This window comes from Pseudoroseomonas cervicalis (genome assembly GCF_030818485.1).
GTDB lineage: Bacteria > Pseudomonadota > Alphaproteobacteria > Acetobacterales > Acetobacteraceae > Pseudoroseomonas > Pseudoroseomonas cervicalis_A.
Map to the genome: position 1 here is coordinate 334,353 of NZ_JAUTAJ010000004.1, position 13,063 is coordinate 347,415.

General features: G+C 72.1%; 11 protein-coding genes and 1 pseudogene. 5 read left to right on the top strand and 7 right to left on the bottom strand.

Going from position 1 to position 13,063, the window contains the following annotated elements:
- Positions 1-18 precede the first annotated feature (18 nt).
- From QE401_RS05425 to QE401_RS05445, 5 genes are all read right to left on the bottom strand, one after another.
- Positions 19-231, bottom strand: a complete 213-nt coding sequence (locus tag QE401_RS05425; RefSeq protein ID WP_307137245.1) for a hypothetical protein — start codon at positions 229-231, stop codon at positions 19-21.
- Positions 231-524 (bottom strand): hypothetical protein, encoded by a 294-nt coding sequence (locus tag QE401_RS05430; RefSeq protein WP_307137246.1) that lies wholly within the window; start codon positions 522-524, stop codon positions 231-233. The genes QE401_RS05425 and QE401_RS05430 overlap by 1 nt, the downstream gene beginning before the upstream one ends.
- A complete protein-coding gene (locus tag QE401_RS05435) occupies positions 524-1,900 on the bottom strand; it encodes a dihydroorotase (protein ID WP_307137247.1) in 1,377 nt (458 codons plus the stop codon). Before QE401_RS05435 ends, QE401_RS05430 begins: the two co-directional genes overlap by 1 nt.
- A 104-nt stretch (positions 1,901-2,004) precedes the next feature.
- On the bottom strand, positions 2,005-3,270 hold the full coding sequence (locus QE401_RS05440; protein ID WP_307137248.1) for a D-alanyl-D-alanine carboxypeptidase family protein: 1,266 nt from the start codon (positions 3,268-3,270) through the stop codon (positions 2,005-2,007).
- A 192-nt stretch (positions 3,271-3,462) separates the two neighbouring features.
- Positions 3,463-4,392, bottom strand: a complete 930-nt coding sequence (locus QE401_RS05445) for a LysR substrate-binding domain-containing protein (RefSeq protein WP_307137249.1) — start codon at positions 4,390-4,392, stop codon at positions 3,463-3,465.
- Between the two features lie 105 nt (positions 4,393-4,497).
- Between QE401_RS05445 and QE401_RS05450 the strand changes: the two are divergent.
- The 5 genes and pseudogenes from QE401_RS05450 to QE401_RS05470 all read left to right on the top strand — a co-directional run bounded on the left by QE401_RS05450 (position 4,498) and on the right by QE401_RS05470 (position 11,364).
- Positions 4,498-6,022, top strand: a pseudogene (locus QE401_RS05450) (MmgE/PrpD family protein).
- A complete protein-coding gene (locus QE401_RS05455) occupies positions 6,022-7,674 on the top strand; it encodes a bifunctional 2-methylcitrate synthase/citrate synthase (protein ID WP_307137250.1) in 1,653 nt (550 codons plus the stop codon). The pseudogene QE401_RS05450 and the gene QE401_RS05455 overlap by 1 nt, the downstream one beginning before the upstream one ends.
- Positions 7,675-8,163: 489 nt before the next feature.
- Positions 8,164-9,249: a hypothetical protein gene (locus tag QE401_RS05460; protein WP_307137251.1), complete on the top strand. Its 1,086-nt coding sequence runs from the start codon at positions 8,164-8,166 to the stop codon at positions 9,247-9,249.
- Between the two features lie 162 nt (positions 9,250-9,411).
- A complete protein-coding gene (locus QE401_RS05465) occupies positions 9,412-10,398 on the top strand; it encodes a 2-hydroxyacid dehydrogenase (RefSeq protein WP_307137252.1) in 987 nt (328 codons plus the stop codon).
- 69 nt (positions 10,399-10,467) lie between these two features.
- On the top strand, positions 10,468-11,364 hold the full coding sequence (locus tag QE401_RS05470; RefSeq protein WP_307137253.1) for a diacylglycerol/lipid kinase family protein: 897 nt from the start codon (positions 10,468-10,470) through the stop codon (positions 11,362-11,364).
- A gap of 31 nt (positions 11,365-11,395) precedes the next feature.
- Here the strand turns inward: QE401_RS05470 and QE401_RS05475 are convergent, their stop codons facing one another.
- Positions 11,396-11,782 carry a methylglyoxal synthase gene (locus QE401_RS05475; RefSeq protein WP_307137254.1) on the bottom strand — a complete coding sequence of 129 codons (387 nt, stop codon included), beginning with the start codon at positions 11,780-11,782 and terminating at the stop codon, positions 11,396-11,398.
- On the bottom strand, positions 11,779-13,032 hold the full coding sequence (gene otnK / locus QE401_RS05480; protein ID WP_307137255.1) for a 3-oxo-tetronate kinase: 1,254 nt from the start codon (positions 13,030-13,032) through the stop codon (positions 11,779-11,781). The genes QE401_RS05475 and otnK overlap by 4 nt, the downstream gene beginning before the upstream one ends.
- Positions 13,033-13,063: the final 31 nt, after the last annotated feature.

The following is a 13,063-nucleotide window of genomic DNA, read 5'->3' on the forward strand; positions in this document are numbered from 1 at the left end:
TCTCTCCAGGCGGGTCGTTCAGTTGGTCGCGGGCGGCATCGGGTCGATGAAATCGGCCGCGTATTCCTCCTGGACCTCGGAGACGGCGCGCAGGAAGGCGTCGTCCCAGGCATCCTCCAGCGCATCCACCAGGGCATGCGCTGCCGCTTCCGTGCGCAGCACGGCCAGGCGCTCGCCACCGGCGATCCAGACGGCAAAGGCGCCGTCGCGTTCCTCACGCACTTCGAACATCAGCCATCTCCTTGCCGGGGCCGCCAGGCCGGCGGCGGGACGGGGTGCGGGGTGGGCGGGGCGGCGCCCGGCGCCGCCTCCGTCCCGGTCTCCGCCTCCAGCTCCCGATCCGGCTCCGGGGCGGTGTCGTGGTCCAGGGACCGTGGCGTAAGCAAGCGATAGGCCAGCCGCCCCGCCAGCAGCGCGAAGATCCCGCCGCCCAGCGCCAGCATCAGGCTGGTGCCGGGGCCGGTCAGCCAGACCCACAGCGCCAGCGCCGCCAGCCCGGTTCCGGCCACCAGCGCGGCGCGCATCAGCCGAGCGCGCTGTCGCGGTGCTGGCGCGGCACGAAACGGCCCTGGCCGGGGCGGGCCAGCACCGCGCTGCCATCCCACACGCAGGCGCCGCGCAGGAAGGTGGCGGCGACGCGCCCGGTCATCTTCCGCCCGTGATAGGGCGACCAGCGCGCATCCGGCCGGTCCTGGATGGTGGATTCGTCGAACAGATACTCGCCCTCCTCCATCACCAGGAAATCGGCGTCGGAGCCGAGGCGGATGGCGCCCTTCTTCGGGAACAGCCCGTGATAGCGCGCGGTGTTCTCGGCGCAGTACTTTGCCATCAGGGTCAGCGGCAGGCCGCGCTCGCGCAGCAGGCTGAACATCAGCGGCGCGAAGGATTGCAGCCCGGTCAGCCCGGCGCCGCAGGCGAAGATGTCGTCGCCGAGCTTCTTCTCGCGCTGCCAGGGCGCGTGGTCGGTCGAGACATAGGCGATCTTGCCGGCGGCGAAGGCCGCCCACATGCGCTCCACCTCCTCCGCCGTGCGGAAGGGCGGGTTGCACTTGCCGAAGCCCTTGAGGCGGACCAGGTCCTCCTCGGTCATGCAGAGATACTGGATGCAGGCCTCGCCGCTGGCCTTGGCGCCCATGGCGCGGAAGCTCTCGGCGATGTCGAAGCCGCGGGCGACCGAGGAATGCGCGATATGCACATGCGCCCCCGTCTCCAGCCCGATCTCGAAGATCTCGAGATCGGCCATGGTCTCGGCCAAAGGCGGGCGGGTGCGGGCATGCATGATCGGGTCGACGCGCCCCGTCGCCTTGGCCTCGGCGGTCAGCCGCTCGACCAGCTCCTGATCCTCATTGTGCACCGCGACCATGAGACCGGTTTTGGCGATCTCGGCGAAGGCCGCGACCATGGTCGGGTGGTCGATGCGCGGGAAACGCACCGCGTCATACTCATAGGTGGAGAGCTTGAAGGCCGAGGCGCCGGCCTCGGCGAGGCCCGCGATCTCGTCGACTCCGCCGCTCTTGCGGATGGTGGCGTAGAGCGCGACATCGACATGCGATAGCTGGTGCACCGCCTCCACCTTCTCCTGGAAGATGGCGGCGGAGGTCACGGCGCGCGGCACGTCATAGGGCATGTCGCAGATGGTGGTGACGCCGCCGGCGGCGGCCGACATGCTGGCGCCCTCAATGCCCGGCCAGCCGATGGCGCTGCCGGTGTGCATGTGACCGTCCACCAGCCCCGGCAGGATATAGCGTCCGGAGAAATCATCGACCGCGGCGGCGGGCGGCAGCTCGCCCTCGCCGATCGCCGCGATGCTCTCCCCGCGCACCGCGACATAGCCATCCTGCAGGATGCCGTCGGGCAGCACGAGGTTGCCGCGCAGCACGCGGTCATAGGGAAGCGGCATGGGCAGAGGCTCCGTTCTGGCGAAGGAGGGCGAGACTAGGCCCCGTCTCCTCCTTTGTCAGCCCAGGGGCCCTGTTCCTTTCCCGGGCGGTGCCGGTTCCAGTCTCAGGGAGAGATCACCATGCAGGGCCCGCGCAACGCGCCGCAGGCCTGGCGCGCGCTGGCGGCGGACAGGCCGGTGACGCGCGCCCGCCAGTAGGTGCGGCCATTGACGCGCACGCGCTCCACCTCGCCCTGGCCGGCGGCGGCGTGGTGGCCCCGGCTGGCGGCGCGGTTGGCGGCGCTGCGGGCGGTGGCCTGGTCGCCGAAGGCGCCGACCTGGATCGCCCAGGCGCCGCGCTGCGAGCCGGGCGCGCGGGCGGCGGCGCGGCGCGGCTCGGGCCGCGCCGCAGCCCGCGGCTGCGGCGGCGGCACGGCGCGGGCGCGCGGCAAGGCCGGGGCGATGGCGGCGGCCTGCGCCGCCCCCACCAGACGCGGGCCGGCGGGCAGCGGCGCGCCGGCGCGCCCGGCCACCATCATGTCGCTGCCGCGCCCGCGCTCCTGGAAGCCGCGATCGAGCAGCGCCATCACATGGTCGTCGCGCTCGCGGCTGGTGGCGCCGCCGAAGACCACGACGATCAGCCGCACCCCGCCGCGCTCGGCGCTGGAGGCCAGGTTGAAGCCGCTGGCGCGGATGAAGCCGGTCTTCAGCCCGTCGGCGCCGTCATACTCGTCCAGCACGCGGTTGTGGCCGCGGATGGTCTGGCCGCGCCAGCTGAAGCTGCGCGCGTTGAAATAGGCATAGTGCTGCGGGAAGTGGCGGATCAGCGCGCGGCTGAGCAGCGCCATGTCGCGCGCCGTCGTCACCTGGTTGGCATCCGGCAGGCCGGAGGCGTTGCGGAAGCTGGTATCGCGCATGCCGAGCGACTGGGCGCGCCGCGTCATCATGCGGCCGAACTGCACCTCGCTGCCGCCGATATACTCGGCGACGGCGGCGGCGACGTCATTGGCGGATTTCGTCACCAGCGCCAGGATGGCGTCGCGCGCGCTGATGCTGCTGCCCGGCTTCAGCCCGAGCTTGGAGGGTTCCTGCCCCGCCGCGTGGCGCGAGACGGGGATGCGGGTCGCCAGCGTCATGCGGCCCTGCTGCATCGCCTCGAACATCATGTAGAGCGTCATCATCTTGGTCAGCGAGGCCGGGTAGCGCGAGGCGCCGGCATTGACCGAGATCAGCTCCTCGCCGGTCGCCGCATCCATGACGATGGCGGAGTAGCGCGCGCCGCCGATCTGCGCCGCCGTGGGCTGCGCGCCCATGGCCAGCAGCAGCAGCGCCAGCATGGGCAGCAAGGCGCGCCGCATGGCGCGCGCCGCGATATGTCCGATCCCCGGCATGGCGTCCCCCTCGTGCCGCGCGCCGCCCGGCGGGCGCGCGGCCTCACACTCCCCAACACAGGGCCCGGCCGGCATCCCGCCGCCGAAGCGGCGACGGGTTCCCCAGCGCGGCGGGGCCGGCTGCAACATGCCGACATCCAGCGTGAGAAGAAAGCGCTTATGCTCTGATTGGCCAAGAAAATTACGGCCAGTTCAGCTTGACGGAAGCGTGGCGGCGGGTGGGAAGACACGCTGCGCGACGCTGAGCGCCGCCGCCGCCGCCTCGCTCGGCCGCTCCTCATTCCAGGCCAGCGCCACGGCGACGGCCTGCACCGGCGCGCCGCCCGGCCCCTGCACGGCGCGGAAGACCACGCCCGGCGGATGGATGCGCGCCATGCCCGAGGAGACGAGCGCGATGCCGAGGCCCGAAGCCACGAAGCCCAGCTGCGCCATCGCCGAGCCCACCTCGCGCACGCCGCGCGGCTCGAATCCGGCGGCGCGGCAGGCGGCGACCAGCCCGTCGAAATAGGCCGGGCTGATCGAGCGCGGCAGGGTCAGCAGCGGCGCGCCGGCCAGCGCCGAGAGCGGCAGCGCGCCGGGCTGCTGCAGCAGCGCATGCCCCTCCGGCAGCGCCGCCACCAGGTGATCCTCGCCGAGCGGGCGCACCCGCAGCGGCGGCCGGTCGCGATCGAGGCGCAACAGGGCGAGGTCGACCTCGCCGCGGCGCAGCGCCTCCTGCGCGTCGACACTGTCCATCTCGCGCACCGCGATGGCGGAATCCGGCAGCGCCTCGCGCAGCGCGCGGACCAGGGGCGGCAGGTGGTCGAACAGGCCGGAGGTGACGCAGGCGATCGCCACCGGCGCGCCGCGCCCCTCGCGCAGCGCGCGCGCCAGCGCCTCCAGCGTGCCCGCATCGCGCGCCAGGCGGCGGGCCAGCGGCAGCAGCGCCTCGCCCTCGCGCGTCGGCCGGGCGCCCTTGCGCGTGCGCTCCAGCAGCCGCACGCCCAGCTCCGCCTCCAGCGCCTGGATCTGCGCGGTCAGCGGCGGCTGCGACAGGCCGAGCCGCGCGGCGGCGCGGCCGAAATGACCTTCCTCGGCGACGGCGAGGAAATGCCCGAGGCGGCGGAGGAGTCGGAAATCCATCGCGATACGGAAAAGCTATCGTGCCGCCCCGTCAATCGGAATGGACGATGGCGCGGGGGCGGCGCACAACAGCCGCGGTTTTCGGCAAACGGGAGAACGCCAGAGATGAAACTGCATCCGGTGAAGGTCCATCCCTCCAAGGCGCTGCTGCCGCGCGAGGAGCAGCTGGCCTGGAAGATCGCCGGCGTCGCCGCCGACAAGGTCGCGGTGCAGAAGCCGGTGGCGGAGATGATCATCAACCGCATCATCGACAATGCGGCGCGTGGCGATCGCGGCGATCAACCGCTCCGCCCCCACCTCGGCGCGCAGCATGGCGATGGGCCATCCGCGCCGCGGCGGCGCCACCATCTTCGGCCTGCCCGGCAGCAAGGGCTTCTCGCCGGAATGGGCGGCCTGGGCGAATGGCACGGCGGTGCGCGAGCTCGACATGCACGACACCTTCCTCGCCGCCGACTATTCGCATCCCGGCGACAACATCCCGCCCATCCTGGCGGTGGCGCAGACCATGGAGCGCTCGGGGCGCGACCTGATCCGCGGCCTGGCCACCGGCTACGAGATCCAGGTCGATCTGGTGCGCGCCATCTGCCTGCATGAGCACAAGGTGGACCATATCGCCCATCTCGGGCCCTCGGCGGCGGCGGGGATCGGCACGCTGCTCGGGCTGAAGCAGGAGGTGATCTACCAGGCGGTGCAGCAGGCGCTGCACACCACCATCACCTTCCGCCAGAGCCGCAAGGGCGAGATCTCCTCCTGGAAGGCCTTCGCCCCCGCCCATGCCGGCAAGCTGGCGGTCGAGGCGGTGGACCGCGCCATGCGCGGCGAGGGCGCGCCGAGCCCGATCTATGAGGGCGAGGATTCGGTCATCGCCTGGGTGCTCTCGGGGCGCAGCAACCGCTCGGACGTCTACGGCCCCACCTATTACAATGTGCCGCTGCCGGAGAAGGGCGAGGCCAAGCGCGCCATCCTCGACACCTATACCAAGGAGCATTCGGCCGAGTACCAGTCCCAGGCGCTGATCGACCTGGCCTTCCGCATGCGGGAGAAGATCGCCGACCAGGAGGCGATCGAGAAGATCATCCTGCACACCTCCCACCACACCCACTACGTCATCGGCACCGGGGCGAACGACCCGCAGAAGATGGACCCGAAGGCCAGCCGCGAGACGCTGGACCATTCCATCATGTACATCTTCGCCGTCGCCCTGCAGGACGGGTCCTGGCACCATGTCGACAGCTACGCGCCGAAGCGCGCCGGCCGGGCCGACACGGTGCGCCTCTGGCACAAGATCGAGACGCGCGAGGATCCGGAATGGACCCGCCGCTACCACTCGACCGACCCGGATGAGAAGGCGTTTGGCGCGCGGGTGGAGATCCTGTTCAAGGACGGCACCAGCCTGGTGGACGAGATGGCGGTGGCCAATGCCCATCCGCTGGGGGCGAAGCCCTTCGGCCGCGAGGACTATATCCGCAAGTTCCGCATCCTGACCGAGGGCATCCTGGCGCCGCGCGAGGTGGAGCGCTTCCTCGAGGTGGTGCAGGACCTGCCGCGGCTGCAGGCGGGCGAGCTGCACCTGCTGAACCCGGCCCTGCCGCGCGGCACGCTGGCCGAGGGCAAGCCGGGCATCTTCTGATGCGCGGCGGCGCGCCGCTCTGGCTGCGCGCCGGGCGGGCGGAGGATGCGCCGGCGCTGGCCGCCATCCATCGCCGCGCCCGGCAGGCGGCCCTGCCCGGGCTGCGCGAGGCGCATGCGCCGGAGGATGTGGCGCGCTGGATCGCCACCACCCTGATGCGCGAGCACCGGGTGGTGGTGGCCGGGCAGGGCGGCACCCTGCTCGGCTATATCGGCTTCGGCCACGATGCGCGGCACGGGCCGATGGTGCTGCATCTCTACCTGGCGCCGGAGCGGCGGGGGATGGGCATCGGGCGCCGCCTGCTGGCGGCGGCCGCGGCCGAACTCGGCCCGGCCCTCAGCCTCGTCTGCATCGCCCGCAACGCGGCGGCGTTGCGCTTCTACGCGCGGCAGGGTTTCCGCGTCATCGCCCGCGGCGACGGGCGCGACAGCGAGGAGGGCGAGCCCGAGCTGCTGCTGCACCGCGCGGCACCCCCCGGCGCCGCGCCCGACCACGAAACAGAACAGGGAAGACACTCCATGAGCGAAACCGAGCCCGACATCCGCAAGGGCCTGGTCGGCGTCGTTGCCGATGTCTCCGCCGTGTCCAAGGTGATGCCGGAGACCAACAGCCTGACCTATCGCGGCTATGCCGTGCAGGACCTGGCCGAGCAGTGCAGCTTCGAGGAGGTCGCCTATCTGCTGTGGAATGGCGAGCTGCCGGATGCCGCGCAGCTCGCCGCCTTCCGCGCCGAGGAGGCGGCCAACCGCGCCATCAGCCCGGCGCTGCACCAGGTGATCCAGGCCTTCCCGCATGACGCCCACCCGATGGACGCGATCCGCACCGCGGTCAGCTTCCTCGGCATGGAGGATCCGGAGAGCGCCGACACCACCGAGCCCGCCACGCGCCGCAAGGCGATGCGGCTGCTGGCGAAGATCCCGACCGCCATCGCCGCGGCGCATCGCGCCGCCAAGGGCCAGGCGCCGGTCGAGCCCGACCCGAAGCTGGGCTTCGCCGAGAATTTCTTCCACCTGGTGTTCGGCCGCGTGCCGCAGCCCGAGGTGGTGAAGGCCTTCGACGTCTCGCTGATCCTCTATGCCGAGCACGGCTTCAACGCCTCGACCTTCACCGCCCGCACCGTCACCAGCACGGGGGCCGACCTGCATGGCGCCATCACCGCCGGCATCGCCGCGCTGAAGGGGCCGCTGCATGGCGGCGCCAATGAGGCGGTGATGCACATGCTGGCCGAGATCGGCGAGCCGTCGAAGGCGCTGGCCTGGCTGGAGGGCAAGTTCGACCACAAGGCGCTGGTGATGGGCTTCGGCCACCGCGTCTACAAGAATGGCGACAGCCGCGTGCCCACCATGACGAAATACGCCGAGAAGATGGCCGAGGTGGTGGGCGACCGCCGCTGGATGGAGATGAGCCGCGTGCTGGCCGGCGCCATGCTGGAGCGGAAGAACATCCATCCGAACCTCGATTTCCCGGCCGGCCCCGCCTACCACCTGATGGGCTTCGACATCCCGCTCTTCACGCCGATCTTCGTCGCCAGCCGCATCACCGGCTGGGCGGCGCATGTCATCGAGCAGGCGGCGGACAACCGGCTCATCCGTCCGCTGTCGCACTACACCGGGGTGGCGCAGCGCGGCGTGCCGCCGATCGGCCAGCGCTGAGCGCTCCGCTTCAGACTCTCGAAAGGCGGCCTGGGCAACCAGCGCCGCCTTTTTGCTGTTTGCGCGCGGGAATGCGCGGCGTTTTGCAACGGCGGCACGCGGATTTCGTTGACAAGCAGATTGCGCGTGAAGATAGCGTGTTCCTCGCGCGCATCGGTTGAGCGCGATTCGCGGAACAGCCTGTCAAGGCGGGTTCGCGCATCGGAAGCGGTAGGGTGCGTCGCGGTTCGGAAGGACGGTCAAAGGAAGCATGGGCGGGCAGGCGGCAGGCGACGCAGCGCTCCCATCCCGGAGGACACGGCTTCCGCATCGCTGTTTTCATGAGTCGAACAGCATCATGGGACGAGAGGGGAGTTCGGAAGCAGCCGCTCCCCGCCGCGCATATCCGCCAGCCTGCATCGCGCGGAGCCGGCACGGCATCCATCTACGGGTAAGGAGATCCAGCACGTGAGCGACAGCAACGAGACCAGCCCGCCCCGGGCCCGCGCCATGGCGATGAGCAGCAGCACGCGCCGTGGCGGCGCGACGCGCAAGGCCAGCACGGCGGGCCGCAAGCCGGCCGCGACGAAGAGCGCGACCAAGGCCGCGGCGCCGAAGAAGGCCACCACGGCGAAGAAGCCGGCGGGCGCGAAGAAGGCGACCACCGCCAAACCCGCCGCGCCGAAGAAGGCCGCGTCGACCAAGACGGCTGCCGCCCGCAAGCCGGCCAGCACGCGCACCGCCAAGGCCGCCGCGCCGAAGAAGGCCGCGTCGACCAAGACGGCCGCCGCCCGCAAGCCGGCCAGCACGCGCACCACCAAGGCCGCCGCGCCGAAGAAGGCCGCGCCGACCAAGACGGCTGCCGCCCGCAAGCCGGCCAGCACGCGCACGGCCAAGGCCACCGCGCCGAAGAAGGCCGCGTCGACCAAGACGGCTGCCGCCCGCAAGCCGGCCAGCACGCGCACGGCCAAGGCGGCCGCGCCGAAGAAGGCCGCGTCGACGAAGACGGCTGCCGCCCGCAAGCCGGCCAGCACGCGCAGCGCCAAGGCCGCCGCGCCGAAGAAGGCCGCGTCGACGAAGACCGCCGCCCGCAAGCCGGCCAGCACGCGCACCACCAAGGCCGCCGCGCCGAAGAAGGCCGCGTCGACCAAGACGGCTGCCGCCCGCAAGCCGGCCAGCACGCGCACCGCCAAGGCCGCCGCGCCGAAGAAGGCCGCGTCGACGAAGACGGCTGCCGCCCGCAAGCCGGCCAGCACGCGTACGGCCAAGGCGGCCGCGCCGAAGAAGGCCGCCACGGCCAAGGCGACCACCGCCCGCAAGCCGGCGGCCGCCAAGACCGCCGCGCCGAAGAAGGCCGCGGCGCCGCGCAAGCCCGCCACGCGCCGCGCCAAGCCCGCCGCTGAGGCGGTGGTCGAGACGCCGGTGGCGCCGGCCGCCGAGGCCGCGCCGAAGCCTGCGCGCAAGCGCAGCGCGTCGCCGCGCCGCAAGCCCGCCGCCGCCCCGGTGCTGCCGCCGGTGGAGGCCGAGGAGGTGGAGGCCGAAGCCGTGCCCGCCGCGCCCTCGCCCGAGGCGCCGCTGGACAGCGCGGCCGACTGAGCCGGGCGCCGGACGCCCTGAAGATGGCGCCATCCCGCGAGGGGTGGCGCCTTTTTTCATGGCCGCGCGGCCAGAGAAGCGTCGCCGGTTTTTGTCCCCCGCCACCTTTGCCGCGCCGCCGCGCTGGCCTAGCTTCGCGGCGCGACGTCCGGGGGAAACACCATGTCCGAGAATCTGCACCGCATCCTGTATCTGAGCTACGCGCCGGAGGCGGTCTACGCCATGTGGCGCAAGGCGCTGCCCGAGGGCTGCGAGCTGCTGACGCTGACTGCCAATGACGATGCGGAGCGTGTGGCGAAGCTGGCCGAGGCCGATGCGGTGATCGTCGCCCCCGCCGTGCTGCGCCCCGAATGGGTGGCGCAGGCGCCCAGGCTGAAGCTGGTGCAGCACCAGGGCGTGGGCTGGCAGGGCGAGACGCCGATCCCCGAGCTGCGCGCGCGCGGTATCCGCCTGGCCATCAACCCCTCCGGCACCGCCGATGTGGTGAGCGAGCACGCGCTGGCGCTGATGTTCGCCTGCCTGCGGCACATCCCGCGCACCGATGCGGCGATGCGGCGCGGCGAATGGCTGGGCACGGCGCTGCGCACCGTCTCGCGCAATCTGCGCGGCCGCACGGTGGGCATTGTCGGCATGGGGCGCATCGGCTCGGCCGTCGCGGCGCTGCTGCAGCCCTTCAAGGTGCGCGGCCTGTATGTCGACCCCTACCAGAAGCTGCCCGAGGGGCTGGAGCTGGCGCTGGGCTTCCGCCGTGTCGAGCTGGACGAGCTGCTGCGGGAGTCGGAGGTCGTCACCCTGCATCTGCCGGCGACGGCGGAGACGCATCACCTGTTCAGCGACGCCACCTTCGCCAGGATGCGGCGCGACGCGGTGCTGATCAATTGCGCCCGCGGCGCGGTGGTGGATGAGGAAGCGCTGGCCCGCGCGCTGAAGGGCGGCACCATCCGCGCCGCCGGCATCGACGTGTTCGAGCCGGAGCCGCCGCGCCCGGACAACCCGCTCTTCGCGCTCGACAATGTGGTGCTGACGCCGCATGTGGCGGCCGGCACGCTGGACGCCATGCAGGCCAAGGTCGATGGCGCCACCGCCAATATCGGCCGCTTCTTCCGCGGCGAGGCGCTGCAGGACGAGATCGACCTGCAGGCGCCCTGAGCCTGGCGCGGCGCGCAGCCATGTGTTGTGCGCCGCGAAACTCCAGCCTGGCGGCGGGCTTAGACCGGCATGCGCCTTCTTGTCCTGCTCAATGCCGCGGGCGGCAGCGCGGGGGATGACACCCTGCCGGACCGCATCGCCTCGGCCTTCGCCGAGGCGGGGGTGGAGGCGCGTGTGCTGACACCGCCGGGAGAGGAGCTGGCCGAAGCCGCCCAGACACCGGGCTATGATGGCGTTGTCGCCTGCGGCGGCGACGGCACGATCAATGCCGTGGCCAATGCGCTGGTGGGCGGCGATGTGCCGCTCGGCGTGCTGCCGCTGGGCACGCTGAACCATTTCGCGCGCGATCTCGGCCTGCCGGTGGAGTGGGAGGCGGCGATCGGTGTCATCGCCTCCGGCCACACCCGCCATATCGATGTGGGCGAGGTGAATGGCCGCATCTTCGTCAACAATTCCTCGGTCGGGCTCTATGCCGAGATGGTGACGGAGCGCGACCGGCAGCGGCGGCGGCGCGGCTGGCGCAAGGGGCCGGCGATGCTGCTGGCCGGCTGGCGCACGCTGTGGCGCTTCACGCGGCGGCGGCTGGTGATCCGGGCGGATGGGGCGCGCGCCGTGCTGCGCTCGCCGCTGGTGTTCATCGGCAACAATCTCTACGAGACCAGCCTGCCCAATCCCGGCACGCGCCACGCGCTGGACAAGGGCGAGCTCTGCCTGGCGGTCACCCGCCACCAGAGCCGCTGGGGCCTGCTGCGCTCCGGCCTGCGCGCCATGTTCGGCCGGCTGCGCGAGGATCGCGACTTCACCCTGACCAGCGTCAGCGCGGTCGACATCGACTCCCCGCTGCCGATGCTGCGCGTGTCCTATGATGGCGAGGTGCGCAGCATGGCGCCGCCGCTGCGCTACCGCTCCCGCCCGGGTGCCCTTCTGGTCTTCGCCCCGCCCGCCGACAGCGTCGGCGGGCCCTGACAGAAAAAAGAAGAGGGGGCCGGGGGAGAATTCATTCTCCCCCGGAGAGCAGCCCCCCCGCCACCAGCAGATCGGCCGTCGCCGGCGAAAAGGCGCAAGGCACGTCATAGACCAGGGCGATGCGCAGCAGCGCCTTCACATCCACATCATGCGCCTGCGGTGCCAGCGGATCGGGGAAGAAGATCAGCGCCTGGACCTCCCCCTCGGCGATCATCCCGCCGATCTGCTGATCCCCGCCCAGCGGCCCGCTCTTCACCGTGCGGATGGCGAGGTCCGGGTTGCGCTCGCGCAGCACGCCGCCGGTGGTGGCGGTGGCGACGACGCGGTGCGGCGCCAGCTGCGCCGCGTGGCGCGCCGCCCATTCGGCCAGCGCCGGCTTCATCCGGTCATGCGCGACGAGGGCGAGGGTGATGCTCATGGCTGGAAGGCCTTCAGGAAGAAGTCGCGGGCGCCGAAATTGCCGGATTTCAGCGCCAGGTGCAGCCCCTGCACCTCGGCATGGGTCCAGGGCACGCCGGGGTCGATCTGCGGCCCGATGCGCAGCGTGGTGATGCCCAGGCGCTGCACCACGGCGCCGGAGGTCTCGCCGCCCGCCACCACCAGCCGCTTCACGCCGCGCGCCACCAGCGCCTCGGCGATGCCGGCAAGCGCTTCCTCGACCAGCGCGCCGGCTTCGTCGCGCCCCAGCTTCGCCTGCAGCGCCGCCACCTGCTCCGGCGGGGCGGAGGCGGCGATGACGATGGGCCGCGCCTCGGAGAGCTTGCCCTCCGCCCAGTCCAGCGCCTGGTCGCGCAGCGCGGCGGCGTCGGGGGTCGCCAGCGGGTCCAGCGCCAGCACCGGCACATGCAGCCGCGCCATGCCGAGCTGCGCCAGCGTGGCGCGGGAGCAGGAGCCGGACAGCACCGCCATGGCGCCCCTGGCCGGGGGCAGCGCATCGGCGTCGCTGCGGTCCGGCAGCAGCCCGGCGGCGCGGAAATTCTGCGGCAGCCCCATCGCCAGGCCGGAGCCGCCGGTGACCAGCGCATGCCCGTCGCAGGCGGTGCCGAGTGCCAGCAGATGCTGCTCGGTCAGCGCATCGGCGATGGCGTAGCGGCGGCCGCCATCGCGCAGCCGGTGCATCGCCTGGCGGATGGCCGTCACACCCTGCTCGACCACGGCGAAGGGCAGCAGCCCGACGCCGCCATCGGTCTGCCGCGCCAGCACGCGCAGCAGGTTGGGGTCGCGCATCGGCGTCAGCGGGTGGTGCTCCATGCCGCTCTCGCTCAGCAGCGACGCACCGACGAAGAGATGCCCCTGATAGACGCTGCGGCCATTCGCCGGAAAGGCCGGGCAGGCGATGGCGAAGCCCGATTGCAGCCGGCGCAGCAGCGCATCGGCGACGGGGCCGATATTGCCGGCCTCCGTGCTGTCGAAGGTGGAGCAGTATTTGAAGAAGATCTGCTTCGCGCCACCGGCCAGCAGCGCCTCGCAGGCGGCCAGGCTCTGCGCCACCGCCTCCGCCACCGGGGCGGTGCGGGTCTTCAGCGCGATGATCACGGCATCCGCCTCGGGCAGCGGCGCATGAGGCACGCCGATCACCTGCACGCTGCGCATGCCCTGCGCCACCAGCATGGCGGCAAGGTCGGTGGCGCCGGTGAAATCATCGGCGATGCAGCCGAGCAAAGGCATAATCCAAAAACTCCCAAAAGCAGGGGCTCCG

What these genes read in the sequence shown, in the direction of transcription:
- QE401_RS05430 (WP_307137246.1), bottom strand. Translation starts at nt 524, where the DNA reads ATGCGCGCCGCGCTGGTGGCCGGAACCGGGCTGGCGGCGCTGGCGCTG.
- QE401_RS05435 (WP_307137247.1), bottom strand. Translation starts at nt 1,900, where the DNA reads ATGCCGCTTCCCTATGACCGCGTGCTGCGCGGCAACCTCGTGCTGCCC.
- QE401_RS05475 (WP_307137254.1), bottom strand. Translation starts at nt 11,782, where the DNA reads ATGAGCATCACCCTCGCCCTCGTCGCGCATGACCGGATGAAGCCGGCG.
- QE401_RS05460 (WP_307137251.1), top strand. Translation starts at nt 8,164, where the DNA reads ATGGCGATGAGCAGCAGCACGCGCCGTGGCGGCGCGACGCGCAAGGCC.
- QE401_RS05465 (WP_307137252.1), top strand. Translation starts at nt 9,412, where the DNA reads ATGTCCGAGAATCTGCACCGCATCCTGTATCTGAGCTACGCGCCGGAG.
- QE401_RS05470 (WP_307137253.1), top strand. Translation starts at nt 10,468, where the DNA reads ATGCGCCTTCTTGTCCTGCTCAATGCCGCGGGCGGCAGCGCGGGGGAT.
- QE401_RS05440 (WP_307137248.1), bottom strand. Translation starts at nt 3,270, where the DNA reads ATGCCGGGGATCGGACATATCGCGGCGCGCGCCATGCGGCGCGCCTTG.
- QE401_RS05445 (WP_307137249.1), bottom strand. Translation starts at nt 4,392, where the DNA reads ATGGATTTCCGACTCCTCCGCCGCCTCGGGCATTTCCTCGCCGTCGCC.
- otnK (WP_307137255.1), bottom strand. Translation starts at nt 13,032, where the DNA reads ATGCCTTTGCTCGGCTGCATCGCCGATGATTTCACCGGCGCCACCGAC.
- QE401_RS05425 (WP_307137245.1), bottom strand. Translation starts at nt 231, where the DNA reads ATGTTCGAAGTGCGTGAGGAACGCGACGGCGCCTTTGCCGTCTGGATC.
- QE401_RS05455 (WP_307137250.1), top strand. Translation starts at nt 6,022, where the DNA reads ATGCGCGGCGGCGCGCCGCTCTGGCTGCGCGCCGGGCGGGCGGAGGAT.